We start from the raw sequence: 25988 nt of genomic DNA on the forward strand, positions 1-25988 counted from the left end.
TACCGTTTTATATAATGCTCTCTTTTCTTTTACAATGATAATAATTAGTTCGGAAGTCCCTGCCCTTTTGTTGAATCCTCTTCACCCATATAATCTTGAACGGTTCGGAATCCGATATAACTACGGGCAGAATCTTGGTATTCATAATCTCTGGTACTTACCTGCAAGAAGTAAGCAACATCTTTCCAAGATCCTCCACGGATAACTTTTCTTTGGTTCTGACCTGAGCCTATATTTGGGTTCATGGTCGACAAATATTCGTAAGCGCCCTGGTCAAAGCTAGAACTTGTCCATTCCGCTACGTTACCTGCCATATTGTAAAGGTTATACTCATTAGGCTCATAGGACTTTGCTTCCACAGTGTACAGTGCAGCATCTGCAGCGTAATCTCCACGTTGTGGCTTAAAGTTGGCCATAAAGCAACCTGTATCGCTAATTACATAAGGACCACCCCAAGGGTACGTTCCTCCTTCAATACCGCCTCTTGCGGCGTATTCCCATTCAGCCTCGGTAGGCAACCTAAACTGGTTTACGAACTGCTTTCCGCGACTTTTCTGATCGTCGTTTTTAAACTTTGTCCTCCAGTTGCAAAACGCTTTGGCCTGCATCCAGTTTACCCCAACAACAGGGTAGTCACTGTAAGCATCGTGCCAGAAATAATCGTTGTGCATGGGCTCGTTATAGGAGTATTCGAAATCTTTGATCCAAACAGTGGTATCTGGATAAATTCCAGCAATTTCCTGCTTAATAAAGTCTTTTCTACGTCCCGTTTTGGCTCTGGCCGCAGCTTCGATATCCATCCAATTGTACTTGTATTTCAATTGGGTAACGTCCAAAGTCCTTAATCCATTATAGCTTTCTTCCTCTGGAAGATATAATGAATCCATTACCTCAGCGTAGTATTCATCTGGATACTCAGAAGTATCCCATGTTAGATCTGCATCCTTATTCAATGCTCTTCCCTCGTATCCTGTTTCCCCAAGACCGGCATAATTGTCGAGCATGTATTTTTCGTAAACAGAAATTCTTGAGGTGTCAGTGTCTTTAAATGCATATTCACCAATACCTTCATCTTCAGGTCCAAAGCCCAACTCATCGGCCAAAATGGCCAATTTGGTTCTTGTGATGGAATCTTTTACCCACTCTACAAACTGTCGATACTCACTATTTGTGATCTCTGTATCGTCCATATAAAATGAACGAACTGTAACGGTTCTTGTGGGAGCGTTCAAAACTTTCGCTTGATCCTCTTCAGCTTTACCCATAACAAAGGAGCCTCTCGGAATCAATTCCATTCCGTAAGGTTTTTCAGGGTACCATTTTTTTCCTTTGGCCCCAACCAGTTCACCTTTTGACTTTGAATTTGAACCGCAACTTGCGAGTAAAAAAACAAATGCTATAGATGAAAAGAATAGCTTTCTCATACTTTAGGTTAAATTTTCGATTTAAGATTATAATCTGTGCTACACATATTCACTATTCATCAAAACTGATTTTTGAACAATTTATTGTGTAAAAACAATTAATGCTTAAAATTTAATTTGTTTAGTTAAAGCCCTTTCTGTAAGCCTTAAACCACCTTTCGGGAATGTTCTGGTTGCAAGCATCCAAATAGTCCCCTTCGGTGCAAGGTAATAACGCCACCGAATTGGTTTTAGTATGTTCGGGTAAAATTGAAGGCACCTCTACCCACCAACGTTCGGTCACATGACTCTTATAGAAGATAAGTTCTTCAGTATCAGTGGGCACAGTGAACTTGGTAAAATCCTCACTCTTGGAACTTGGAAATTCCTTGACCCTGAAACTGATTCCCTCTATGAAGTACCATATTATTTGGGCAATCATCTGAAAGGCCTGGGGGGAATTCTCTCCCTCATAAATGCCAAACAAAGAAACTTTATCGCTAATACCTGCATATCTTGCGATGGCACATATTTCCCTTCCTGTAAATCCATTGGGCGAAAAGTTGGGGTGCAATCCCATTTCTCCTGCCCTTATGGCCCTAAGGTCCAAACTGACAATATGCGAGTTTCGGAGCACGGGTTCGGCCAACTCAATATTGGCGGCAATCTCACCCAAACGATAAGCATCAAAAAAAAGACGCTCCATCAAATCCTTTTCTTCTTGGGCATTAAAATAACTTTGATACCCAATATTGGAAAAGTTAAAAAGGTTATTGGGTTTGTCGGTAATGATCTTGCTCATGTACGAGTGCGAGGAAATCAGTTCCTCATCCTCCCCAAAGTCAAATCGGCTATCTATGGAAACCAGATTGACCATTTCCCGAATATTATCAAAAGCCCTGTACGTCGGAAAAGTAATGTCTTGGGTGGCACCTATTATAATAGGTATAATGTTTTCTTCCAACAGTCCTGCGACAATTTCTTTGACCACAAAGTAGGTGTCTTCTACCGTATCGCCTTCTTCAACATCCCCGATATCCAAAATCGTGGAATTCCAATTACCCGTCATTAATCGATATAATTGAATACGGATTCCATCCAGATCCAATTTATCCGGCTTTTTTTCAAAGGCGTTTCTTGATTCCAAGACACCAAATATGGCCACCGTGGCATTGGCAAATACGGGCAGGCCCTTTTTTTCAGTATGCTTATGAATGTTTTTGCCCAAGGCCTGCGGTGGCAACAACTCTGAAAATGCCAGGACCTTGTCTTTGACAGGAACCAAAAAATCGAATGCCATTTAGAGATTGTTTGAAGTTTTGAAAATTATTTTTTTAGGTCTCTTTTTGCGCATTACTTCGTTAAAATTTTTAAAGGTGACAGTTGGGCCATCATTAAAAATTTTGCCTTGCACTGCATCAAAAATAATCTATAAAAAATTGCAATCACAAAAATCCAAACCATCTCTTACTTCTTAGCTTTGGCTTTGGTTTTTTTCTTAGGAGTTTTCTTTTCTATAAGAGCTTGGGCTTCTTCCAAAGAAATCTTGGATGCGTCCACATCTTTGGAAAGTTCCACTTTGACCCTCCCCTTGATAATGTTATGTCTTCCCCATCTAGCCTTTTCAATCCGGATTTTTTGCTCTGGCCATTCTTGAACCAGTTTTTCGGCCTCCTTGACCTTCTTGGCTTCAATCAACTCTGCTATATCTGAATTGGAAAGATTGTCAAAATCATATTTCTTGTTCACATTGATAAACATTCCATCCCATTTTATAAATGGACCGAAACGTCCCACCCCCTTGGTCACTTCCTTATCCTCATAATGGGCAATAGGGGCATCTGCTTTTTGCTTTTCCTTGATCAGTTCAATGGCACGATCCATATCCACATCAAAAGCACTTTCTCCCTTGGCCAACGAAATGAATTTCTTTCCAAACCTCACGTAAGGTCCAAAACGGCCCACATTGGCCTCTACATCCTCACCATCATAAGTTCCCAATTTTCGTGGTAACTCGAAAAGTTCCATCGCTTCCTCAAAAGTGATGGTGGTTATCGATTGTTCCGGCAATAAGCTAGCGAACAATGGTTTTTCCTCTTCATCCACGGTTCCAATCTGGACCATGGGTCCAAAACGGCCCAATCGGGCGGCAACTTGCCTACCTGACTTTGGATCTGTTCCCAAAACACGCTCCCCACTGGCTCGCTCAGCATTTTCTTCAACATCCAGGACGTTGGGGTGAAAATCCATGTAGAATTCCTTCATCATCTTCTGCCAATCTTCATTGCCCGAAGCAATTCCGTCAAAATTCTCTTCCACCTTGGCGGTGAAATTATAATCCAATATGGTCTTGAAATGATTGACCAAAAAGTCGTTGACAATCATTCCAATGTCAGTTGGCACCAATTTCCCTTTATCGGAACCTATCATTTCGGAAAGTTTCTTTTCTGATAGATTTCCTCCTTCAAGCACCAGTTGGGCATATTTGCGTTCGGTTCCCTCCACTGTTCCTTTTTCAACATATCCCCTATTTTGGATAGTGGAAATGGTCGGAGCATATGTAGACGGTCTTCCGATACCAAGCTCTTCCAATTTCTTTACCAAAGATGCTTCAGTATATCGATATGGTGGTCGTGAGAAACGTTCCGTAGCGGTAATAAAATTATTGTGCAAGGATTCTCCCACATTTAAAGCAGGTAACATGCCTTCTTGCTCCTCGACCCGATCTTCCTCATCGATTCCTTCCAAATAAACTTTAAGGAATCCATCAAACTTTACAACCTCACCAGTAGCTACAAACTCTTCGTTATGGGTGCTCGATTTTACCTTTACATTGGTTCGTTCCAATTGGGCATCGCTCATTTGCGAAGCCAAAGTTCGTTTCCATATAAGCTCGTACAGTTTTGCTTGATCCCGTTCCAAGGATGGAGATTGCAAATTCATATCTGTAGGCCTAACGGCTTCGTGAGCTTCTTGGGCGCCTTTAGATTTTCCAGTGTAGTTACGCACCTTACTATAGGTCTCCCCGTAATTTTTTATGATAGCATCCTTGGCGGCATTCAATGCCTCATTGGAAAGGTTCACACTATCGGTTCTCATATAGGTGATCAGACCAGCTTCATACAAACGTTGTGCAACCTGCATGGTCCTGCTAACCGAGAAAAATAATTTTCGCGAAGCTTCTTGTTGCAAAGTGGATGTGGTAAACGGCGGGGCTGGAGATTTCTTAGCTGGTTTCCTGTCCAGATCTGCCACAGAAAAATCAGCGCCAAAATTTTGCTTTAAGAAAGCTTCAGCAGCTTCTTTGTTAGCGAAGGTCTTGTTCAGCTTGGCTGAAAAAACATTTCCATTACTTGTTTTGAATTCGGCACGAATCCTAAAAGATGCTTCAGGCGTAAAGACCTCTATCTCCCGTTCCCGTTCAACAATCAAACGTACGGCGACCGACTGTACACGCCCTGCGGACAAGCCCGGTTTTATTTTTTTCCAAAGTACTGGTGAAAGCTCATAACCCACCAAACGATCCAGCACCCTTCTAGCTTGTTGCGCATTTACCAAATTGTAATTGATCTCGCGAGGATTCTCAATTGCCTTTTGGATGGCGGATTTGGTAATGGAGTTAAAAACGATACGTCTGGTCTTGCTTTGGTCCAATTTCAATGCTTCGGCCAAGTGCCAAGAAATGGCCTCTCCCTCACGATCTTCATCACTGGCCAACCAGATGGTCTCTGATTTTTGGGCAAGCTCCTTCAGTTTTTTGACCAAGGCTTTTTTCTCCTTGTCAACTATATATTTGGGTTTAAAATCGTTTTCTACATCAACACCAAGTTCCTTTGATGGGAGGTCTACAATATGTCCAAAACTAGATTCAACTTGATAGTCCTTTCCTAAAAAACGTTCTATGGTTTTTGCCTTTGCAGGTGACTCAACAATAACTAAATTCTTTGGCATGCAATGGATTTTGAGGTAACAAAAGTATATGAATTTTTCGATTTCGGATTTTTTTCAAAATCTAGAACAAAAAAATATCCCGCTAAAAACGGGATATTTAAGGGAGTTATTGTGCAAATTTAGTTGAGTCCTATCTGGCTCAAAAGCTTTATATCATCATCTAAATATTCATACTGGTACAACACTTCATCACCGACCATGATCAAATGACTTTCCAAAGGAATCACATCAAATGTAACGATATCTTTAAAATGGTTTAACTGAGGTAAATCCGGAACTGAGGATTTATCATACACCTTCAGTCCAGAAGTTCCATCGCAAACAAATAACTTGTCGTCTTTAACGCCCAACCCATAAGGTTCATCCATAGGATAAATTACCTTGAGTTCAGGTTTTTCTATGTTCGCAATATCTATTATATACAGTCCACTCTCTACAGCTCCACAAAAATTGCCCCCTCTTAAGGTTACATAGGCATAGTCGCCATCAACCACTACTGGATCACAGGCAGTACCATGCTCAAAGTCAGAGATAAATGTAGGTGTTGAAGGTTCTGATATATCATATATATACATGCCTCGTGTTCCACCCAAGAACAATAGATCACCTTGGTTGAAAATGGTCTCAATACCACCGCTTGTATAAACTTCATCCAGCACTTCAGGGGAATCAAGGTCTGAAATATCAAAAACATTAATGCTCGACCATTCAACCGCATATAAATAATCGTCCACTATTCTAAAGCGGGCCAAAGAACCACCTTGACCAGTATCAGCATTAGGAGCCGCTGTTGTATTGGCTGAAGCATCTTCCAACGCAAAAACATTTCTATATTTTTCATTGAATTCGCTTTGGGACATTGGTATTCTTTTAACCTCCCATCCGACAATCGCTTCCTTACTGGCATCAAAATCCCCATAATCAAAAGCATCTGCGGTAGGCCACTCAACATCGAAGCCAACAGTGCACCAAAACTCCTGATAAATAGCATTTTCCAAACGTTTCACATTTCCTATGTTCGAAATGTCCGAAATATCCATAATAACCAGGTCACCATAACTATCCGCATAAAGACGGTCATTTTTTATAGAAACATCATGGTTTCCTTCAAGCTTTATAAAAGATATTTTTTCTGGGGCCCTTGGGTTGGTATTATCCACAACATGAAGCCCCCTGCCCACATCGTTGATAAAAATGTAATTCTTATAGGCATAAATCTTGCCTGATTCTACGATATCCACAGGCTCTGTAATATCGATAGCTTCTTCCTTAAAGGAATGTAGATCGGCTGTCAGGGGAACGGCAATCGAGTAAATATTCCTACCAAATGGGAATTCATTCGAATCATTGCACGCAATCAACCCCATGAAAAGGGATAAAATAAACAGGATTTTCTTTTTCATTGTTGTTTAAGTTTTTTGGATAGATAACACACACTAGATAGAAATGGTTAAACAAAGTTGCGTTCAACTTTGTGCAAAATTTAACTGCCAAATTGTCACTAAGCTGGAATATGCACTATCTTTGCAGACGATTTAAGTGAAATGACGACGAACGAAGGAACTGAAAAAATCATTGACGAAAGCCGACAAGGAGCTACCTTGGCGCTTGAGAAAAACGAAAACAACAATCGGAAACTGTACATTGAGAGCTACGGCTGCCAGATGAATTTTTCCGATAGTGAAATTGTAGCTTCCATCTTGGCTAAGGAAGGATTTAATACCACCCAACTGTTGGAAGAAGCCGATTTGGTTTTGGTAAATACCTGCTCCATTCGTGAAAAGGCCGAAACTACCGTGCGCAAGCGTTTGGAAAAATTCAATGCCGTGAAAAAGACCAACCCAGGAATGAAGGTTGGTGTGCTTGGATGCATGGCAGAACGTTTGAAGAGCAAGTTTTTGGAAGAGGAAAAAATTGTGGACATGGTCGTTGGGCCGGACGCCTACAAAGACCTTCCCAACCTTATCCAAGAAATAGATGAAGGCCGGAACGCCGTGAACGTTATTCTTTCCAAAGATGAAACCTATGGCGATGTTGCCCCGGTTCGATTGAACTCCAACGGGGTAACTGCATTTGTATCAATCACCCGTGGTTGCGACAATATGTGCACCTTCTGTGTTGTCCCTTTCACCCGTGGTCGGGAACGAAGCCGTGACCCGCAATCCATCTTGGAAGAAGTGAATGACCTTTGGAAAAAAGGATTCAGGGAAATTACCTTATTAGGTCAGAATGTCGACAGTTACCTTTGGTATGGAGGAGGATTGAAAAAAGATTTTGACAAAGCTACCGATATGCAAAAGGCCACTTCGGTGAATTTTGCAAGATTGTTGGAACTGGTGGCGGAGACCCAACCCAAAATGCGTATTCGTTTTTCTACCTCCAATCCCCAGGACATGACTTTGGATGTCATCGAGTCCATGGCGAAGTACGAAAACATCTGCAACTACATCCATCTACCGGTGCAAAGTGGGAGCAATCGAATTTTAAAGGCAATGAACCGCCTTCATACACGAGAGGAATATTTTGAGTTGGTCGACAACATCCGAAGAATTATTCCGGATTGCGCCATAAGTCAGGATATGATAGCTGGATTTCCGACAGAAACCGAAGAAGATCATCAAGATACCTTAAGCCTAATGGAATATGTAAAATATGATTTTGGGTTTATGTTCGCTTATTCTGAAAGACCCGGAACACTGGCCGAACGAAAAATGGATGATGATATTCCCGAAGAGACCAAAAAGAGAAGGCTGAGGGAAATCATCGACCTACAGCAAAAGCATGGACTTTATAGAACCCAACAGCATGTCGGTAAGGTAGAAGAAGTATTGATAGAGGGGTCATCCAAAAAATCAGACACCCATTGGATGGGAAGAAATTCGCAAAATACCGTAGTGGTTTTTCCAAAGGAAAACTATAAAGTTGGCGATTTTGTAAATGTAAAAATCAACGAATGCACTTCAGCCACATTGATTGGTGAAGCGGTTGAATATTCAAAGAACAATTAATCCATGGAAGGTGTTCAATCCATAAAACAACGTTTTGAGCTCATCGGGAACGATGTGAAACTGAATCGCGCGTTGGAAAAGGCAATTCAAGTTGCTCCGACCGACATCTCGGTTTTGGTCACTGGTGAAAGTGGTGTTGGTAAGGAAGCAATTCCGAAAATCATTCACTCCCTCTCGCATCGAAAACACGCTAAATATATAGCGGTAAACTGTGGTGCAATTCCAGAGGGGACCATAGACAGTGAACTGTTCGGACACGAGAAAGGAGCCTTTACCGGCGCAACCCAAACACGTAGCGGTTACTTTGAAGTAGCGGATGGAGGAACTATTTTTCTTGATGAAGTAGGTGAACTTCCATTGACCACCCAGGTACGTTTGCTTCGAGTTTTGGAGAATGGCGAATTCTTGAAAGTAGGATCTTCGCAAGTGCAAAAGACCAACGTTCGAATCGTGGCAGCAACAAACATCAATATGTTTGAAGCCATCAAAAAGGAAAAATTCCGTGAGGATCTTTATTATAGACTAAGTACTGTCGAAATCAATATTCCACCCTTGCGCGAACGTCGTGAAGATATCCACCTGTTGTTCCGAAAGTTCGCTTCAGATTTTGGTCAGAAATACAAAATGCCCACCATTCGATTGGATGAGCCGGCCATACAACTGCTTCAAAAATATCGCTGGCCAGGGAACATTAGGCAACTGCGGAACATCGCCGAACAGATTTCCGTATTGGAAGAAAACCGGACAATAACCGCAGCCACGTTAAACGGTTATCTTCCCAATGCTGGCAACACCAATCTTCCGGCCGTAGTGGAACAGAACAAAAAGGAAAGTGATTTCAGCAATGAAAGGGAAATCCTTTATAAGGTACTTTTTGATATGAAAGGTGATCTGAATGATCTGAAAAAGCTCACCTTGGAATTGTTGAAAAACAACGATACCGAAAAAGTTCAGGAAGAAAACGAGAACCTGATCAGGAAAATCTACGGCAACAAAGAAGAAGAGGTTGATACTAAAGAAGAAAATGCAACAGAAATCTTGCATCTTCCCGAACCAGTAGTTGAGTCGGCCACCACAGTTGTCCAACCCCAAGAAGATCGTTATCATTTTGCTGAGGAAATTGAAGAGGAAGAAACTCTATCTTTACAGGAAAAAGAAATAGAACTGATCAAAAAGTCGCTGGAGCGTAATCGCGGAAAACGAAAAGCTGCAGCCTCAGAACTTGGTATTTCCGAACGAACGTTGTACCGAAAAATTAAGCAATACGATTTGTAGCTTGCCTTTTTACATTTGAACTTTTGTATTAATGAAAAGACGATTCTTTATAAAAATTTTATCCCTGAGCCTGCTTTTTAGCATCTATAGCTGTGGCATCTATAACTTTTCTGGAGCCGATATCGGAACTGCAGAAAGCTTTCAGGTGAACTTTTTTCAGAATTACGCTGATCAAAGTCCGGGTTCAACCATTGTTCCTGGATTAGATCGTGATTTTACCCAAGCATTGCAAAACCTGATCAACAATTTGACCAGTCTTTCCCTTACAGGAAGTAACGGAGATCTGTTGTACGAAGGCGAGATAGTGGAATACAGGGTTACACCAATGACGGCAACGGCCGATCAGCTTACGGCCCAGAACCGGTTGACCATGAGCGTCAATGTCCGTTTTTTCAATAAGACCAAGGAAGAGGTAGATTTTGAACGTAGGTTCTCCTTCTTTTTTGATTTTGACGCGGCGGCTTCATTGACCTCCATTCAAGCAAATGCACATGAAGTGATATTTGAGCGATTGACACAAGACATTTTTAATGCCTCTTTGGGTAATTGGTAAATGGCTTACGTAAAAAGATTCGTATCATTCTCCCTTCTAATCTTGGTTTTGCAAGTTAGCTGGAGTTGTGGCCCAAAAGTCAACTATAACTTAACAGGAATCAACACAAATGCAGAAAACTTTGAGGTTGCTTCTTTCAAAAATCATTCGGATAGAAATCAAGGTTCTATTTTTCAACCCGGTTTGGATTTGGATTTCACCAGAGCTCTTCAAAATGCAATAAGCAAAACAAGCAAGTTATCGTTGACGGATGATAATGGCCAATTAAAATATGATGGGGAAATCGTTGAATACAAGGTTACTCCGATGACAGCAACGTCTAATCAACGAGCGGCTCAAAACCGATTGACCATGAGTATCAATGTCCGATTCACCGATAAAACAAAGGAGGATAGGGATTTTGAAAGAAAATTTTCGTTCTTTTATGATTTTGCTGCAGCAGCGTCCTTGACCTCAGTTCAGGCACAGGCACATGAAGTGATATTTGAGCGATTGACACAAGATATTTTTAACGCCTCTTTGGGCAATTGGTAAGCATGAACGTATCCGATTTTATACAAATTCTTCAAAAATCAAATACCATCCTTTCCCCAAAACAAACCAGGGAATTGGAGGATATTATTGAAGAATACCCCTATTTTCAAGCTGCAAGGGCTTTGCACTTAAAAGGGTTGAAAAATCTGGATAGCTACAAATACAACAATGCCCTCAAGGTTACTGCCGCACACACGTCTGATAGGGATGTTTTGTTTGATTTTATCACGTCCCAAGAATTTGTCCAAAACAACATTGCAGATACCATAGCCGGCAGAGTTCCTAAACTTGAGGACAAAAAGGCGGTTTCCGAAGAAATAGAACCCAATCCCGATGCAGAGGTTATTTTAGGGGAGTCGGAGGAAGCATTGCCCCAAAACGTCCAAGATGCCGAACAAATATTAAATCCTGGACTGTTTGAATCCAAACAACCACCTAAAGAAACTTCTGTTGAAAAAGAGCCATCATCTTCTGAGGTGGATTTGGAAATAGGCAAACCCATTCCGTTCACAAAAAAGGAAAAGCATTCTTTTACCGAATGGTTGCAGCTCACCTCAAAAAATCCAAATGAGGATGAAGCTTCTCCCACTAAAAAAGGGTTGGATAAAAAGCAAAAGTTCGATTTGCTGGATAAGTTTATAGAGAACAGACCCAAAATTGTTCCGAGTGACGATTCAAATTCGAAAGTCAACATAAAAGAGTCCGTAAAAATGGACAAAAACGAGTTGATGACCGAAACTTTGGCCAAGGTTTATCTGGAGCAAAAAAAGTACAAAAAAGCCATTCAGGCCTTTAAAATATTGAGTTTGAAATATCCGGAAAAAAGTGGTTTCTTTGCAGATCAAATTCGAGCGGTGAAGAAGCTGCAGAAAGAATAAAGCATAAGATAGAAAAATGAGCACATTTACAATTTTTTTGATATTGATCATCATAGTGTGCCTTTTGTTGGTTTTGGTAATCATGGTCCAAAATCCAAAAGGAGGCGGATTGTCTTCTTCATTTGGCGGTAGTGGAAACCAAGTCGTTGGAGGGGTCAAAAAGACTGGGGATTTTTTGGACAAAAGTACCTGGACCCTGGCTGCATTGCTGATCGTTTTGATACTTGCTTCCAATATTTCTCTTAAAGGAAATTATACCCAAGCAGATTCAAAGCTATTACAAGGTGATGACGTAGAGAACACCATACCGGAAACTGTTCCGGAAGAAGTTCCTGAGCAAGTTCCTGCAACAAACCCAGCTGACACCATTAATTAAAAATTAATGACAGAATAAATACATAATGCCAGCTTGAATGACAAGCTGGCATTTTTATTTTAATATCCTGTCAGTTTTCAAGTAATGGCATAATTTCTGCCCAAAGTTTCGAGAATTTTTAAAACAAATACCTAAAGATTAATAATATGGCTAAAGTCAACATCAAACCATTAGCGGACAGAGTTCTTATAGAACCTGTTGAGGCTGAGACCAAAACAGCTTCTGGTATCATCATCCCAGATACCGCAAAAGAAAAACCACAAAAAGGAAAAGTAGTAGCTGTGGGCCCCGGAACCAAAGATGAATCCATCACTGTTAAGGTTGGGGATACTGTTCTTTATGGCAAATATGCTGGCACCGAACTAAAATTGGACGGTACCGATTATTTGATAATGCGTGAAAGTGACATTTTAGCAATTGTATAAACCCAGATGTCATTCCCACGAAAGTGGGAATCTATCAAAAACATTTATAGTATAATTTAAAGATTCCTGCCTCCGCAGGAATGACAAATAAAAAGTTTAAAAATGGCAAAAGATATTAAGTTCGATATAGAAGCACGTGACGGCCTTAAAAAAGGTGTTGATGCCTTGGCCAATGCCGTAAAGGTCACTTTAGGACCAAAAGGTAGAAACGTAATCATCACCAAATCTTTTGGAGCTCCTCAAGTAACCAAAGATGGTGTCACCGTAGCAAAGGAAATCGAATTGGAAGACGCCCTTGAGAACATGGGTGCACAAATGGTAAAAGAAGTAGCTTCCAAAACCAACGACCTTGCTGGTGATGGAACTACAACGGCCACCGTACTGGCTCAAGCTATCGTAAAAGAAGGCCTTAAAAACGTAGCTGCCGGTGCAAACCCAATGGATCTTAAAAGAGGTATTGACAAAGCCGTAGATGCTATCGTTGAAAATCTATCCAAGCAATCTAAAAAAGTTGGGGATTCTTCAGAAAAAATCAAACAAGTAGCCGCTATTTCAGCAAACAATGATGAAACCATCGGTGATTTGATCGCCCAAGCTTTTGAAAAGGTTGGTAAAGAAGGTGTAATTACCGTTGAGGAAGCCAAAGGAACCGATACTTATGTTGATGTTGTTGAAGGAATGCAGTTCGATAGAGGTTACCTTTCTCCATACTTTGTTACCGATTCTGAAAAAATGGTCGCTGACTTGGACAACCCATACATTTTGTTGTTCGATAAGAAAATATCTTCCATGAAGGACTTGCTTCCTGTATTGGAGCCAGTGGCACAATCCGGAAAGCCGCTATTGATCATCGCTGAGGATGTAGATGGTGAAGCATTGGCCACTTTGGTAGTGAACAAATTGAGAGGTTCATTGAAAATCGCAGCTGTAAAGGCTCCTGGTTTTGGTGATCGTAGAAAGGCCATGTTGGAAGACATCGCAATTTTGACCAATGGAACCGTGATTTCTGAAGAGAGAGGTTTTTCATTGGAAGCGGCTACCATCGATATGTTGGGTACTACTGAAAGGGTTACCATTGATAAGGACAACACCACTATTGTAAATGGAGCTGGTGATGCCAAAAACATCAAGACCCGTGTTAATCAGATCAAATCCCAGATTGAAACAACTACTTCTGACTATGATAAAGAAAAACTGCAAGAGCGTTTGGCCAAATTGGCCGGAGGTGTTGCCGTGCTTTACGTAGGTGCTGCCTCTGAGGTGGAAATGAAGGAGAAAAAAGACCGTGTGGATGATGCGCTTCACGCAACTAGAGCCGCTGTTGAAGAAGGAATTGTTGCTGGAGGTGGAGTTGCTTTGGTAAGAGCCAAATCAGTATTGGCAAAAGTAGACACTGCCAATGAAGATGAGGCCACTGGATTGCAAATCGTTGCAAGAGCCATCGAATCTCCATTGCGCACCATCGTTGAGAATGCTGGTGGCGAAGGTTCTGTTGTGGTTGCCAAAATCATGGACGGAAAAGCAGACTTCGGATACGACGCCAAATCGGACGAATATGTTGAAATGATGAAAGCAGGAATCATCGACCCTAAAAAAGTAACTAGAGTTGCTTTGGAAAATGCAGCTTCTGTTGCAGGAATGATCTTGACCACGGAATGTGCATTGACCGATATTAAGGAAGATACTCCAGCTATGCCTCCAATGGGAGGTGGCGGTGGAATGCCAGGAATGATGTAATTCCGAAAACATAATACTATAAAAAGGCCCGTGAAATTTCACGGGCCTTTCTGTTTTTATACTTGTTCTTCCCAAATCAGTTGTTTGTACTCCCTCAATTGTCCTCTGTCTAATAGTTTTCCAATAGCTCCTTCAATTGATTAATTTTTAAAGTCATTTATTCCTTTTCCGATGAAATACATAAAATTTTATATCCCATTTCTGGTTTTGGTTCTGTTCGCCTCATTCAACAATCCTTATGTGGAGCAGAAAAAGCCCCAATTCGCCGTAATGGCCTATTATGTTCCAGAAAAAGATTATCACCCCGACCAACTACCCTTAGAGCAATTAACGCATATCATCTTTTCCTTCACCAAGGTTATCGATGGTGAAATGAAGTTCAAAAATGAACAAACTGGAGAAAAATTAAGCCAATTGGTAGCCCAACGAAAAAATCATCCCCATTTAAAAGTGATGATTGCCTGTGGAGGCTGGGGGGCCGACGGTTTTTCGGACATGTCACACACGGCGGAAAATCGAAAGAAATTCGTGCAAAGTGTGGTAGAATTCAACAAAAAATACGAATTGGACGGGATTGACATCGATTGGGAATATCCAGCAATTCCGGCCGCAGGTACAGGTGCCCGCCCCGAGGACAAGCAAAACTTTACGCTGCTGATGAAAGAACTTCGAGAAGCGTTGGACACTTTGGACAGGGAACAGACCTTGACTTTTGCCTCAGCGGGATGGAAACCTTATTACAAAAACATTGAGATTGGCGAGGTCATGAAATATGCCGACTATATGAATGTAATGACCTATGATCAAATCGGCTCCAATTCCCCTTTTACAGGTCACCATACCGCATTAGGTTGGATCGAGGAAAAGGATGTTCAAAATACTCCGGCATGGAAGTATGTGGAGGAGCGCAGAAAAAACTCGGACAATGACCGAGGACCTTATGCGCCCCAATCCACAGAAAAAATTGTCGCTTTTTGCATGGACAAAGGGGTAAAAAGAGAGCAGCTTATTATTGGTGCCGCATTTTACGGAAGAGCCTGGAAAGGGGCACATCCTGAAAACAATGGTCTCTACCAGATGAATTCTGGAGCGCATATTGGATGGAGCACCTATAAGCAAATACGAGAAGAATTTGAACCCAATAAAGATTATAAAAGATATTGGGACCCTGTCGCGAAAGCACCCTATATCTACAATGCCAATGACAGCATTTTTATTAGCTATGACGATTCTGTTTCGGTTCGACTGAAAACAGAATTTGCCATGAAAAAGAAACTTGGAGGAATAATGTTCTGGCAATTGGGGAACGATACCAAGGAAAAGAACAGTCTTCTCAAGTCCATTTACGATGCTTCAACCAAAAAGTAGTTGAAGTAAACAAACTAACCACCACCATGAAAAAACAAATTACATTGATTCTATTCCTTTTGGGGCTATGTCTGGTTTCTTGCTCGGACAACGGATTGACCTTGGCCAAAAATGGAAAAACGAATTATGAAATTGTCATCCCGACCGATGCAAGCAAACATAACGCTGAATCGGCCCAAAAGCTGCAGTATTATCTCCAGATCATGAGCGACACCAAATTGGAAATTGTCGCAGAAGACGCACAACACTTGAAAAAGGGAAAAATCTATATTGGTAATATCAAAAAAGAAAATCTCCAACTGGAAGAGGTAAGAATTAAAACAGAAGACAATGATTTGTTTATTTATGGAGGTTCAGATTCATCCACGCAGAATGCTGTATTTGAATTTCTTGAAAATTATCTGGATTGTAAATGGTATGCCCCGGGGGTAGAGTCCATTCCCTCTTTAAAAACAGTTTCAATTGGTTCAATAGACCACGGTTATATTCCGGAGATTACTACACGGACGGTCCATTCCAGGCTTTTTTATGACAACCATGAGTTTGCGGATCGGCAAAAGGTCACATATGAGGCATTCCCTTATTATGTTCCTGGCGCAAGGGTACATACCTTCCATAGGTTTATGCCGGAAGAGACCTTCTATAAATCAAATCCTGAATTTTATGCGCTTCGGGATGGAAAAAGATTACCCACACAACTTTGTCTTACCAATCCTAAAGTTTTGGAGATTGTCAAAGATTCTGTGGCTGCTCATTTTAAAAGAAATCCGAATACTTCGGTTATTTCAGTAAGTCAAGACGATAATCAACAGCATTGCCAATGCGATAATTGCAAGAAAATTGATGAAGAGGAAGGCAGTCCGGCCGGAACCATGATTCATTTTGTCAACGCTGTGGCCGAAGCTTTTCCGGAAAAGACAATTTCAACCTTGGCCTATCAATATACCCGTAAACCACCAAAAGTGCGTCCCGCATCCAATGTCCTGATCACACTTTGTTCCATAGAGTGCGATAGAAGTGCTCCCATTGCCGAAAATTGTACGGATTTTGCAGATGACCTTATTGGTTGGGGAAAACTGACGGATAATATCAGAATTTGGGATTACACCACACAATTCACCAATTTTCTGGCCCCCTTTCCAAATATCAAAACATTACAACCCAATATTCATCTGTTCAGGGACAACAATGCTAAATGGGTTTTTGAACAACACAGCAACAATCCCAGCGAACTTTTTGAGCTTCGGTCATACATTACGGCAAAATTGCTTTGGAACCCAAATGCCGATTTTGATGCGCTCCTAACCGAATTTACCAATGGTTATTACCAAGAGGCCGGTCCTTTCATAAAAGAATATGTTGAATTGATCCATTCCAAAATCAAAGAAGATCCAGATTTCTTTCTCTTTTTATACGGGGATCCCTCGGAAGCTTTTTCATCCTATTTGAATCCAGCACTATTGGAAAAGTATTCCAGCTTGTTTGACGAAGCTGAGAAAGCGGTAGATGATAAGCCAGAAGTCAATGACAGGGTCAAAATGGCAAGATTAGGAGTCGATTATGCGGTTTTGGAAGCTTGCAGAAAAAACCTTACCGAGAATTACAGTTTAATGACATCAGGCGACAATGCTGCCCAAACCATCAATCCTATGGTAGCAGCGTTACTGGATAATTTTATAAATACGGCCAGAAAAAACAATATCACTTTGATGAACGAAATGGGCTTTACCGTCAATGAATATGCTTCAAATTATATGTCGGCCCTGAAAATTGCCCAAAAACCAAATAAGGCCAAAGGAAAGCATGTGGTCAGCCTGACCAAACCTAAAAAATATGCCAATGAAGACCCTATGGTCTTGACCGACAGTGCCCTTGGTGGAAGCAGCTTCTATGCCAATTGGTTGGGATATGAGGGAAATGACATGGAGGTTGTTGTTGATTTAGGTGAAAAACAGAACATAAGCAGTATTTCGATGGCATTCCTACAGGTAACCAATCACGTGGTGTTCTTTCCTTCCTCTGTAACCTATTATGGTTCGACAGACAATGTCAATTTTGAGAAGCTGGGGAATCTTAAAAATCCCTCTCCTTTGAACAAAAAGAGTAAGGTGAACGATATCCACTATTTTGACCTCAAATTTGATCCAACGGACGTAAACTATATCAAAGTGGTTGCCAAAAACACGGAAACCCCTTATTGGCATCATGCCGCGGGATTACCATCTTGGGTTTTTGCCGACGAGATTATCGTAGACTGAAAATGAATTGATTCAATCCAATCAGTTACCAAAAATCTCTGTTTGGTAAAATGCAGGAACCGAAAACCAATAAGCCATGAACGTGGTGGGTGTTTGCAAACGCTCACCTATTCTTGCACCAGAAACGGCGTTTCCAAAAATATCCCATTCATTACCTTCATTATCCTGTAATAGGACATCTGAATTTCCATCATGAATGCATGTGAATTCAAGGGAACTATGTTCTTCAACGAGCTCAAAGGCAACCATGAAGTCTCTATTCCCCACAACCAGATAATTTCTTCCCTTGAATGTGTCTAGGATAACATTTTCAGTGGTAAAATCCCCAAACCGATATACTTTGGCATCGTTGTCATTTATCAATGCCAAAACCCTTTCTTTGAGTGGTAACCTATTATCCTTTTCTACTGGAAACAAAAAGAAATTATGATCCGTGCTATAGTTACCATAGGGTGAAGTTCCGTAAGTACGCTGAAAACCGGTACTCAGATTGGCTACTTGAGAATTGGGGTACATTTGCTTCCAGGTTTTCCAATCCATTTCGACCAACATGGACAAAGCTGCTTTTTTGCCCAATAACCCACCATTTACCGATTCATTTAAAATTTGGGACCAATTGCTCAATGTTTCCCTATCAAAAGGAATAAGATTGGTATTGTACAATAAGCCTGACACCCCAAAAGTGGTCTCCTTACCATCAATGACCCTTCCCCAACCAATTCCGGTACCAGTTAGCGGACAATACGTGATGGCAAGGGATTCGTCTCCAATATTATCATTAATGATTTCGTGCCAATCCAAAATAATATGCGGATATCCTCTTACATCATCTCCATTTTTAAATCCGATAATCAAATCATTGTCATCTAAAAAATCGACCGCTTGGGCCACTGTAAAGTTCGGGTTCTCCAAAGCGGGAATCCCATCTCTTCCAGGCCCTCCATCCAAAACTTGGTTTACTGGAATACTCCATTGGTTATTTACTGGTGGATTAATGGTTCCCTGGCCTCCATTTGTTGTCTCTTCAACACTAGAAGAACTGCATGAAACCATAACCCCAATAAATGTTAGCGCTAAAATCCAATTTTTCATTTTTCTTAATTTAAAACTCCAATTTTCTTTTTCTGTAATTTCCACATCAATCCAACAGTGAATCTATTGGTTGGTGTTAGCTGCGTACCATCGACATAGCTATACAATGGCAGCTCCAACCGGGATACCAAAACAAAGTTTTGAGAAATATTGGCGGACAGCTCCGGTCTTATAAATATCCATTCCCCTCCAGTGTTTGGGAGGTTGGAAGCATCAATTTGGTCAACTTGGGCCTTACGGTATTTGATGATCAAACCTGGATTAAAAATGGTATTGAGTAAGCCAAATTGGTCCGTATATCCCAAATTGGCCTGCATTCCGTTTCCAAATTCGTATATCGAGGTGTTGTTCAAGTAGTCGTTATTGGCGCCTGTTGCCCTATAAGTAAAACTTGCAGAGAGGGTTGCGGCTGGTCTAAAGTTCAATCCCTTTGAAGCGGAAATCAACCCTACAAAATCCCATGCCCCACTACCAGGCTGCAAATCAGCCGTTAACTGAATTCCTTGGGGAGTGGTAAAATCGGACCTTCCCAATGGGGCCTTTACCCCTGCTCCTAAACTAATCGTTGAGCGCTGTCCCAAAACATTAGGAAATGCATATTTTATCAAAAAAACAGCATCACCTATTCCCGTGGTTTCGGTATCGGTCTCATTCCCAAATTGGGAGATCGTCCGCAATTGATTTACCCAAGTAAAAAGGGATTCAACAGAAAGCCTATCCGTAAAGGCATAGCCTATACTAAGTAAAATTGAATTGGTAATACGCAATCGGGAATCATCGTCCAGTTCACTGGACCCTGCATTTAAGGTGTTCAGGTTGTTGTAATCATAGCTCAACCCAATAAGCAAAGTTCCCTTGCCGTCATTGGGCAAGCCCAAATTATTTGACAAGGGAACTCCACCGGAACAACAGGTTTGCGAAAAACCCAATTGTCCCATAAATACCATGGTTAGGATAAAAAACCTTGTAAAGTTTTTCATAGCCGCCCTAGTTGAGTAGCGCTAGAAATGAATACCTTACAGTTAAACCGAATTTATAAATGTTAAAATTACATTTTTACATTGCCAGCATCCAACCAGCCATAACCAACATAATCGCATTTTCAATAAATGTGGCCTCAGTCATCGGCAGGTTTAGAGCTGTTCCTAAACAAGCACAGTGGATGCTTTTCTTATCCAACAAGGTTTTGGTCACTCCAATGGTGGTAATACCCAAAATAACCACGGTAATCAGCAAAGCTACGGTCACTTGAATGCGCATTAAAAATAGAAGTCCCAAGCCCAATTCCAAAAAAGGATATATCCAACCATATGCAGGTAAAACTTTGGCAAAGGGGTCATACATTCTGAAACTCTCAGGAAATCCCTTTAAATCCAAAAACTTAAAGAAGCTAAAGACGATATAGAACAACCCCATAAAGTCCAGCATAGCTTCAACTAGGTTCCAGTTTTGATAGTTCAACAGAAAGGCGGCCGCAAACAAATACGCGAAAATCAAGAACAATGGTCGCAATTGCACCCATTTTGATTGTTCTCCCATTCCTTCGTTGACGGACGATACCACTTCCTTTTGAAGTTGTTCGTGAATCCCGTATTTATCGGGCAATACTGCACTAAAATCTGATATTGGAATATGGCGCTCCATATTGATGTGTGCCATTGAAGCTTCCAAATCCACATCAACCACTGTAACCCCATTTACTTTGGAAAGCTTCTCCTTTACAGACGCCACACAACCCTCACAGGTCATTCCCGTGACCGTATATGAATGTTTCTTCTTAGTGATTGTTGTGATGCTGCTGGCTATCGTCTGTGTCATCCTCACGGTATTTGCAGCAGGGATGAACATTGTCATAAGCTTCTTGTGTTGCCTTCAATTCCTTAGTATCATGTCCAACTGCAACCAAAGCCGTCTTTATTCTCATGGCGTCGGTCTTTCGCTCATCAACAACCAACGACAATTGATGTGAGGGAATATCCCAAAGAGCATATTTAACCCCAGGAACACCCAGTGCGGCCTTCTCAATTCGCATCTTGCACATTTCGCATTTGCCATCTACCTCAAACGCCATCTTTTTATTCTTCTCCTGTGCAAAACCAATTGTTGAAACCAGTATGCATAGTAAAATCAAAACTCTATTTTTCATTTTGTATATATTTAAGTTGTTAGGATTTAAATCTAAAACCTGCATACACCATCCGTCCAAAAATAGGAGCGTATACAATTGTTGTGTCAAAGTTTGGGCCAAATGGGTCATTGGATCCCAAAACTGGATTATCTTGTCTAAAATTAGTCAAATTCTCACCTCCTAGGTAAACCTCAAATTTCTTTGAAAACACTTTGGTCACTTGGGCATTCATTAAGCTATATCCCCCTGCAAAATCTCCCAATTGAAAACTAACGGGATTTGAAGAAGTACTTGGCAATCGCTGCTCTCCAAGGGCCTGCAAAGTATAATCAAAACGCCATTGCGACCCATTTTCAGTAGGGGTTGTGTTATAGCCAATATTTGTAAAAAAGCGATGTCTGGCCTGCACTGGTTTTTGCAACAGCCCTGTTTGGTAATCTGTTTTCACGTCATAGAATTTATAGGCTGTACGCACCTCAACGTTGGGCAGAACTTCATGGTTCAACTCAACCTGAAGGCTATTCGCATAACTTTTTCCGTCCAAATTGGAGAAAACAATTTCATTTGGATTCTCCCAATCCACCACGATTTGGTTGTCAAAATCGGTACGATAGAAATCCACTGAGAAGTTTCCTGGTCTTTCAAATAATGAGAATCCTTGAATAAAGCTCAACCCAAAATTTACGGCTTTTTCAGGGTCAAAACCATAAATCTCCCCTCCATTCGTTTGCAATTGAATGGTTCTTGAAGAAGCGAAAAGTCTTTGATTCTCGGCAAAAATATTGGCAGCTCTTCTACCGATTCCAAAGGAGCCTCTTAAACTTCCCTTTTCCCAGGGTGTATAACGGATATGGAACCTGGGCGTAAAGAATGTTCCCAATCTATTATGGGTATCCAACCTAAGACCTGCCGTAAAACTTAGTTTCTCCAAATTGGTATAACTGTATTCGAAAAAAGCTCCAGCAGATGTGTCGGCACGACTGAATTCTTGAGTATTGACCAATTCATCATATCCGTCATATGCGAACGTCAGACCCGTCTTGAACTTACTTTTGGTATTCCCAATAATCGAGTTGAAAATTAAATTGGTGTAAATACTTTCATGGTCAATATTGTAAACATTGAATCCATAATACGAGTCCTGTTTATGACTGCTGTATGATGTCTGAAAACCAAAACTCTGGTAGGGTATTTCAGGGAAAACGTATCCCAATTTTACCGAACCGTCAAATCTTTGGGTATCTATTTCACTTCCCCAGGTATTGGTTGTAAATCTATCGGTGTCGGGATTAAAATCGGTCTGTCCAATCTGCTTTTCATCATTTAAATAGCGAACATTAAAAAAGCTCACCCATCCCTTTTCAGGGTCCTGATATTGCCAACGATTCATGATATTGATTTGATTGGCCAGTGGATTATCCAAAAATCCATCATCATTATTATCAACCTCAACATCTCTACGGTTTCCATGCAAATACAATCCCGTACTCCATTTATCGGATAGTTTTGTATTGAGATGTGTATTCAATTCCAATCTTCCGTTCAAATTGGCATATCCATTCACAAAAACCGGAGTATCTGTCAATGGCTTTTGTAGTTCTGTATTAATCTGCCCCGAAATACTCTCATATCCATTGACCACACTGCCAGCTCCTTTGGTAATCTGGATACTTTCTACCCAAGTCCCAGGAGTAAACGTCAAACCATAGGTTTGGGAAGCACCTCTAACCATGGGAATGTTCTCTTGGGTGATCAGCAAATAAGGACTTGTTAGTCCCAACATCTGTATTTGCTTGGTCCCCGTAAGGGCATCGTTGAAATTGACATCGATGGCAGGGTTGGTCTCAAAACTCTCCGAAAGGTTGCAACAAGCAGCTTTTAAAAGCTCTGCACTATTCACCGTAACCACATTTTGTGTGGAGAAAAATGTCTTTTGTACGGCATCGCGCTCTTTTACCACTACAACCTCATCCAATTGGTTGGAGGGCACCAACCAATGATGCACCATTTTTGGCTCATTGATGGTCAAAGTGTCCGTTTTGAACCCTACAAAACTTATAACAAGCTTGTTGTAATCTTTGGAATACGGAATACTGAAGGTTCCGTTTTCCTTCGTGATGGTGCCGAACGGGGAATTTAACCAGTATACATTCGCACCAGCCAGGCCGATATGCTTGTTTTCTGCATTGGCCTCCATAACCATCCCTTCAATTTTATCTTGAGCGGTCAGTAGTATGGGAAGCCAAAAAAGTATAATTAAAATATGTTTCATTAATATGTATTGAATAATTCTTGAAATAAAAATCAGTGCTCGAATCGTAAGAAACGGGCAACCTATTAGTATTCAATACATCAAATCAAGAAGACTTGGTCCAAGATATGTATGTCCCTGACCATTATGGGAGGTGGATATTTTTCGTGGGGAACAGGAAGCTCTTCAACAGGTGTGAACAAAGCTAGATAGGAATGGACTAAAGCCACAAGGAACCATTGTTGCTCAATATCCAAATCAGGATTGGAAAGTTTTAGATTATCCTGTCCTTCAAGCGTAAAAGATTCGTCATCGCAGCAATGGTTTTCAATTGCATCCGTTCCCATCGCAGCCATTGCTTGCTCCATACAACAGTCATCCGCAAGGGTAAAAAATGAGACATCCATTACCCTTCCCATACACAAATGTTTATCTACAGTCCAAGAAACTGTAGACAGTAACACCATAAGTGCCAAGAAGATAGAACTAATATTGCGAAACAACTCTTTCACACCACAAAATTACAACTAATTTGCTTTTATTTTCCGTAGGTTTCCTTAACGAAACTTTAGGTATTCAACATCGTAATTTTTTATATTTCATACGACCTAAAAAATCGGTTTCAAATACATTTGTAAAAAACAATTCAATGCTCGTATCACTAAAACCAAAAGTGACCTCCATCTTATCCAATAACGCTGAAAGCGTGGAAAATCGTCTAGATGAACTCTGTAATTTGCTTAGAGACACTATCGATTACTACGATTGGGTAGGATTTTATTTTAAGAATGGAGACAAGGAGGAACTGAAACTGGGACCCTATGCGGGTGAACCCACGGACCATACCATTATTCCCTTCGGAAAAGGCATTTGCGGGCAGGTTGCGGTGAGCAATGAGAACTTTGTTGTACCCGATGTGGCTGCACAGGACAACTACATCGCATGCAGCATTACCGTAAAATCGGAAATCGTGATTCCCCTATTCAAAAATGGTGAGAATATTGGTCAAATTGATATTGATTCGAATACTCCCGACCCCTTTACCGAGGAGGATGAACGCTTTTTGGAATTTGTGAATCAAAAAGTATCACAAATTCTTTAAAACTAGTGGCATTTTGTTGATAACCCGACCAACATTTTAGTAGCAAAAAAACTACTTTTGTGTGCTTAATAATTTGATTTTTAAGACACAAAATGAGCACCACCAAAAAAGCTTCCGCCGCACTTATATCCGTATTTCACAAAGATGGATTGGAACCGATTGTCAAAAAACTGGATGAACTTGGCGTAACCCTATATTCAACTGGGGGTACCGAGAAATTTATCCGCGATTTGGGCATCAATGTTGTTCCTGTTGAAGAAGTTACCAGCTATCCTTCCATTTTAGGCGGACGTGTAAAAACGCTTCACCCGAAGGTTTTTGGAGGAATTCTTAACCGTCAGGACAACGAAAGTGATGTTGCCCAAATGGAAGAGTTCGAAATTCCGCAATTGGATATTGTCATCGTAGATCTATATCCTTTTGAAAAGACAGTAGCAAGTGGTGCCTCAGAACAAGATATTATTGAAAAAATAGACATTGGTGGTATCTCCTTGATCAGGGCTGCCGCCAAAAACTTCAAGGATGTGCTCTGCGTTTCTTCCATGGAAGATTATGCTGATTTTTTAAATGTCATTTCCGAAGGAAACGGTTCTACCACTCTGGAAGACCGCAAACGTTTCGCCACCAAAGCTTTCAACGTTTCTTCGCACTATGATTCTGCCATCTTCAATTATTTTAATGCAAATGGAGATGAGACCGTGCTCAAAATCAGCGAGCAAAATGGAAAAGTGCTTCGATACGGTGAAAACCCGCATCAAAAAGGATATTTCTTTGGTGATTTTGAAGCTATGTTCTCCAAGTTGCACGGTAAAGAACTTTCCTATAACAACCTTTTGGATGTCGATGCTGCTGTAAATCTTATGGGCGAGTTCCAAAGTGACGACCCTACTTTCGCCATCCTTAAACACAATAATGCTTGTGGATTGGCCACAAGGAGCACTATTAAACAAGCTTATGTAGATGCGTTGGCTGGAGACCCGGTTTCAGCTTTTGGAGGAATCTTGATTTCCAATGTTGAAATTGATGCCCCTACAGCAGAAGAAATCCACAAATTGTTCTGCGAAGTGGTGATTGCTCCGTCTTATTCTGATGAAGCCTTGGAAATTCTTAAGGGTAAAAAGAACCGAATCATTCTAATCCAAAACGAAGTGGCACTTCCGGATACTTTAGTAAGAACATGCCTAAATGGTGTTTTGGTGCAGGACAAAGATTTCAAAACCGATTCCGCTGAAGAATTGACATCCGTTACCGACAAAAAACCATCTGCCGAAGAGATCGAAGATTTGATTTTTGCCTCCAAATTGTGCAAGCACACAAAGAGCAATACAATCGTTTTGGCCAAGAACAAACAACTATGCGCAAGCGGAACAGGACAAACTTCCCGAGTGGATGCCTTGAACCAGGCAATTCATAAAGCAAAGTCCTTCAACTTTGAGCTCACAGGTGCCGTCATGGCCAGTGATGCCTTCTTCCCATTCCCCGACTGTGTTGAAATTGCGGACAAAGCTGGAATAAAAAGTGTGATCCAACCAGGAGGTTCAATCAAGGATCAATTGAGCATCGATTATTGCAATGAAAATGGATTGGCCATGGTAATGACCGGGACTCGGCATTTTAAACATTAATTTTAGTACATTAGCCGATAAAAT

Annotated in this window: 22 protein-coding genes; 12 read left to right on the plus strand and 10 right to left on the minus strand. The window is 41.0% G+C overall.

Annotated features, from left to right (window positions below; genetic code table 11):
* Nucleotides 1-44: 44 nt before the first annotated feature.
* From porK to ACULLH_RS17455, 4 genes are all read right to left on the minus strand, one after another.
* The gene (porK, locus tag ACULLH_RS17440) at nucleotides 45-1424 is read right to left on the minus strand and encodes a type IX secretion system lipoprotein PorK/GldK (RefSeq protein WP_454090041.1); all 1380 of its coding nucleotides are present in this window, start codon (nucleotides 1422-1424) and stop codon (nucleotides 45-47) included.
* Nucleotides 1425-1545: 121 nt separating this feature from the next.
* Nucleotides 1546-2703: a formimidoylglutamase gene (locus tag ACULLH_RS17445; protein WP_454090042.1), complete on the minus strand. Its 1158-nt coding sequence runs from the start codon at nucleotides 2701-2703 to the stop codon at nucleotides 1546-1548.
* 167 nt (nucleotides 2704-2870) lie between these two features.
* Nucleotides 2871-5354 (minus strand): type I DNA topoisomerase, encoded by a 2484-nt coding sequence (topA, locus tag ACULLH_RS17450; protein WP_454090043.1) that lies wholly within the window; start codon nucleotides 5352-5354, stop codon nucleotides 2871-2873.
* Nucleotides 5355-5473: 119 nt separating this feature from the next.
* Nucleotides 5474-6757, minus strand: a complete 1284-nt coding sequence (locus tag ACULLH_RS17455; protein WP_454090044.1) for an LVIVD repeat-containing protein — start codon at nucleotides 6755-6757, stop codon at nucleotides 5474-5476.
* A gap of 141 nt (nucleotides 6758-6898) precedes the next feature.
* Here ACULLH_RS17455 and miaB point away from each other — a divergent pair, with 141 nt between their 5' ends.
* The 10 genes from miaB (at nucleotide 6899) to ACULLH_RS17505 (ending at nucleotide 17766) form a co-directional block, all read left to right on the plus strand.
* The gene (gene miaB / locus ACULLH_RS17460; protein WP_454090045.1) at nucleotides 6899-8362 is read left to right on the plus strand and encodes a tRNA (N6-isopentenyl adenosine(37)-C2)-methylthiotransferase MiaB; all 1464 of its coding nucleotides are present in this window, start codon (nucleotides 6899-6901) and stop codon (nucleotides 8360-8362) included.
* Between the two features lie 3 nt (nucleotides 8363-8365).
* Entirely contained in the window at nucleotides 8366-9637 is a 1272-nt protein-coding gene (locus ACULLH_RS17465) for a sigma-54 interaction domain-containing protein (protein ID WP_454090046.1), read from the plus strand.
* Between the two features lie 31 nt (nucleotides 9638-9668).
* A complete protein-coding gene (locus tag ACULLH_RS17470) occupies nucleotides 9669-10190 on the plus strand; it encodes an LptE family protein (RefSeq protein WP_454090047.1) in 522 nt (173 codons plus the stop codon).
* A 42-nt stretch (nucleotides 10191-10232) separates the two neighbouring features.
* Nucleotides 10233-10724 (plus strand): LptE family protein, encoded by a 492-nt coding sequence (locus tag ACULLH_RS17475; protein WP_454090048.1) that lies wholly within the window; start codon nucleotides 10233-10235, stop codon nucleotides 10722-10724.
* 2 nt (nucleotides 10725-10726) lie between these two features.
* Nucleotides 10727-11602, plus strand: coding sequence for a hypothetical protein (locus tag ACULLH_RS17480; protein WP_454090049.1), 876 nt, complete (start codon nucleotides 10727-10729; stop codon nucleotides 11600-11602).
* Nucleotides 11603-11618: 16 nt separating this feature from the next.
* Nucleotides 11619-11978, plus strand: coding sequence for a preprotein translocase subunit SecG (gene secG, locus ACULLH_RS17485; RefSeq protein ID WP_454090050.1), 360 nt, complete (start codon nucleotides 11619-11621; stop codon nucleotides 11976-11978).
* Between the two features lie 146 nt (nucleotides 11979-12124).
* Complete coding sequence (locus tag ACULLH_RS17490; protein WP_454090051.1) at nucleotides 12125-12403, plus strand: co-chaperone GroES; 279 nt, start codon at nucleotides 12125-12127, stop codon at nucleotides 12401-12403.
* Between the two features lie 102 nt (nucleotides 12404-12505).
* Nucleotides 12506-14140, plus strand: coding sequence for a chaperonin GroEL (gene groL, locus ACULLH_RS17495; RefSeq protein ID WP_454090052.1), 1635 nt, complete (start codon nucleotides 12506-12508; stop codon nucleotides 14138-14140).
* 171 nt (nucleotides 14141-14311) lie between these two features.
* Nucleotides 14312-15508, plus strand: coding sequence for a glycoside hydrolase family 18 protein (locus tag ACULLH_RS17500; RefSeq protein WP_454090053.1), 1197 nt, complete (start codon nucleotides 14312-14314; stop codon nucleotides 15506-15508).
* Between the two features lie 26 nt (nucleotides 15509-15534).
* Nucleotides 15535-17766, plus strand: coding sequence for a DUF4838 domain-containing protein (locus tag ACULLH_RS17505; RefSeq protein WP_454090054.1), 2232 nt, complete (start codon nucleotides 15535-15537; stop codon nucleotides 17764-17766).
* Between the two features lie 21 nt (nucleotides 17767-17787).
* Here ACULLH_RS17505 and ACULLH_RS17510 read toward each other — a convergent pair whose 3' ends face one another.
* The 6 genes from ACULLH_RS17510 to ACULLH_RS17535 form a co-directional block, all read right to left on the minus strand.
* A complete protein-coding gene (locus tag ACULLH_RS17510; RefSeq protein WP_454090055.1) occupies nucleotides 17788-18858 on the minus strand; it encodes a DUF3179 domain-containing protein in 1071 nt (356 codons plus the stop codon).
* A 5-nt stretch (nucleotides 18859-18863) separates the two neighbouring features.
* The gene (locus ACULLH_RS17515; protein ID WP_454090056.1) at nucleotides 18864-19838 is read right to left on the minus strand and encodes a transporter; all 975 of its coding nucleotides are present in this window, start codon (nucleotides 19836-19838) and stop codon (nucleotides 18864-18866) included.
* Nucleotides 19839-19914: 76 nt separating this feature from the next.
* Nucleotides 19915-20676, minus strand: a complete 762-nt coding sequence (locus ACULLH_RS17520) for a heavy-metal-associated domain-containing protein (RefSeq protein ID WP_454090057.1) — start codon at nucleotides 20674-20676, stop codon at nucleotides 19915-19917.
* On the minus strand, nucleotides 20636-21004 hold the full coding sequence (locus ACULLH_RS17525; RefSeq protein WP_454090058.1) for a heavy-metal-associated domain-containing protein: 369 nt from the start codon (nucleotides 21002-21004) through the stop codon (nucleotides 20636-20638). The genes ACULLH_RS17520 and ACULLH_RS17525 overlap by 41 nt, the downstream gene beginning before the upstream one ends.
* A gap of 19 nt (nucleotides 21005-21023) precedes the next feature.
* Nucleotides 21024-23258, minus strand: coding sequence for a TonB-dependent receptor (locus ACULLH_RS17530; RefSeq protein WP_454090059.1), 2235 nt, complete (start codon nucleotides 23256-23258; stop codon nucleotides 21024-21026).
* Nucleotides 23259-23338: 80 nt separating this feature from the next.
* A complete protein-coding gene (locus ACULLH_RS17535) occupies nucleotides 23339-23749 on the minus strand; it encodes an HYC_CC_PP family protein (protein ID WP_454090060.1) in 411 nt (136 codons plus the stop codon).
* A 137-nt stretch (nucleotides 23750-23886) separates the two neighbouring features.
* Here ACULLH_RS17535 and ACULLH_RS17540 point away from each other — a divergent pair, with 137 nt between their 5' ends.
* Nucleotides 23887-24339: a GAF domain-containing protein gene (locus tag ACULLH_RS17540; protein WP_454090061.1), complete on the plus strand. Its 453-nt coding sequence runs from the start codon at nucleotides 23887-23889 to the stop codon at nucleotides 24337-24339.
* A gap of 92 nt (nucleotides 24340-24431) precedes the next feature.
* Entirely contained in the window at nucleotides 24432-25964 is a 1533-nt protein-coding gene (gene purH / locus ACULLH_RS17545) for a bifunctional phosphoribosylaminoimidazolecarboxamide formyltransferase/IMP cyclohydrolase (RefSeq protein ID WP_454090062.1), read from the plus strand.
* Nucleotides 25965-25988: the final 24 nt, after the last annotated feature.

Source organism: Flagellimonas sp. 2504JD4-2 (genome assembly GCF_053642935.1).

Coding starts and splice junctions, on each gene's coding strand:
- secG (WP_454090050.1), top strand. CDS start 11,619: ATGAGCACATTTACAATTTTTTTGATATTGATCATCATAGTGTGCCTT.
- ACULLH_RS17515 (WP_454090056.1), bottom strand. CDS start 19,838: ATGAAAAACTTTACAAGGTTTTTTATCCTAACCATGGTATTTATGGGA.
- ACULLH_RS17445 (WP_454090042.1), bottom strand. CDS start 2,703: ATGGCATTCGATTTTTTGGTTCCTGTCAAAGACAAGGTCCTGGCATTT.
- groL (WP_454090052.1), top strand. CDS start 12,506: ATGGCAAAAGATATTAAGTTCGATATAGAAGCACGTGACGGCCTTAAA.
- topA (WP_454090043.1), bottom strand. CDS start 5,354: ATGCCAAAGAATTTAGTTATTGTTGAGTCACCTGCAAAGGCAAAAACC.
- ACULLH_RS17455 (WP_454090044.1), bottom strand. CDS start 6,757: ATGAAAAAGAAAATCCTGTTTATTTTATCCCTTTTCATGGGGTTGATT.
- ACULLH_RS17520 (WP_454090057.1), bottom strand. CDS start 20,676: ATGACACAGACGATAGCCAGCAGCATCACAACAATCACTAAGAAGAAA.
- ACULLH_RS17490 (WP_454090051.1), top strand. CDS start 12,125: ATGGCTAAAGTCAACATCAAACCATTAGCGGACAGAGTTCTTATAGAA.
- ACULLH_RS17470 (WP_454090047.1), top strand. CDS start 9,669: ATGAAAAGACGATTCTTTATAAAAATTTTATCCCTGAGCCTGCTTTTT.
- ACULLH_RS17500 (WP_454090053.1), top strand. CDS start 14,312: ATGAAATACATAAAATTTTATATCCCATTTCTGGTTTTGGTTCTGTTC.
- purH (WP_454090062.1), top strand. CDS start 24,432: ATGAGCACCACCAAAAAAGCTTCCGCCGCACTTATATCCGTATTTCAC.
- porK (WP_454090041.1), bottom strand. CDS start 1,424: ATGAGAAAGCTATTCTTTTCATCTATAGCATTTGTTTTTTTACTCGCA.
- ACULLH_RS17510 (WP_454090055.1), bottom strand. CDS start 18,858: ATGAAAAATTGGATTTTAGCGCTAACATTTATTGGGGTTATGGTTTCA.
- ACULLH_RS17525 (WP_454090058.1), bottom strand. CDS start 21,004: ATGAAAAATAGAGTTTTGATTTTACTATGCATACTGGTTTCAACAATT.
- ACULLH_RS17540 (WP_454090061.1), top strand. CDS start 23,887: ATGCTCGTATCACTAAAACCAAAAGTGACCTCCATCTTATCCAATAAC.
- ACULLH_RS17505 (WP_454090054.1), top strand. CDS start 15,535: ATGAAAAAACAAATTACATTGATTCTATTCCTTTTGGGGCTATGTCTG.
- ACULLH_RS17465 (WP_454090046.1), top strand. CDS start 8,366: ATGGAAGGTGTTCAATCCATAAAACAACGTTTTGAGCTCATCGGGAAC.
- ACULLH_RS17480 (WP_454090049.1), top strand. CDS start 10,727: ATGAACGTATCCGATTTTATACAAATTCTTCAAAAATCAAATACCATC.
- ACULLH_RS17530 (WP_454090059.1), bottom strand. CDS start 23,258: ATGAAACATATTTTAATTATACTTTTTTGGCTTCCCATACTACTGACC.
- miaB (WP_454090045.1), top strand. CDS start 6,899: ATGACGACGAACGAAGGAACTGAAAAAATCATTGACGAAAGCCGACAA.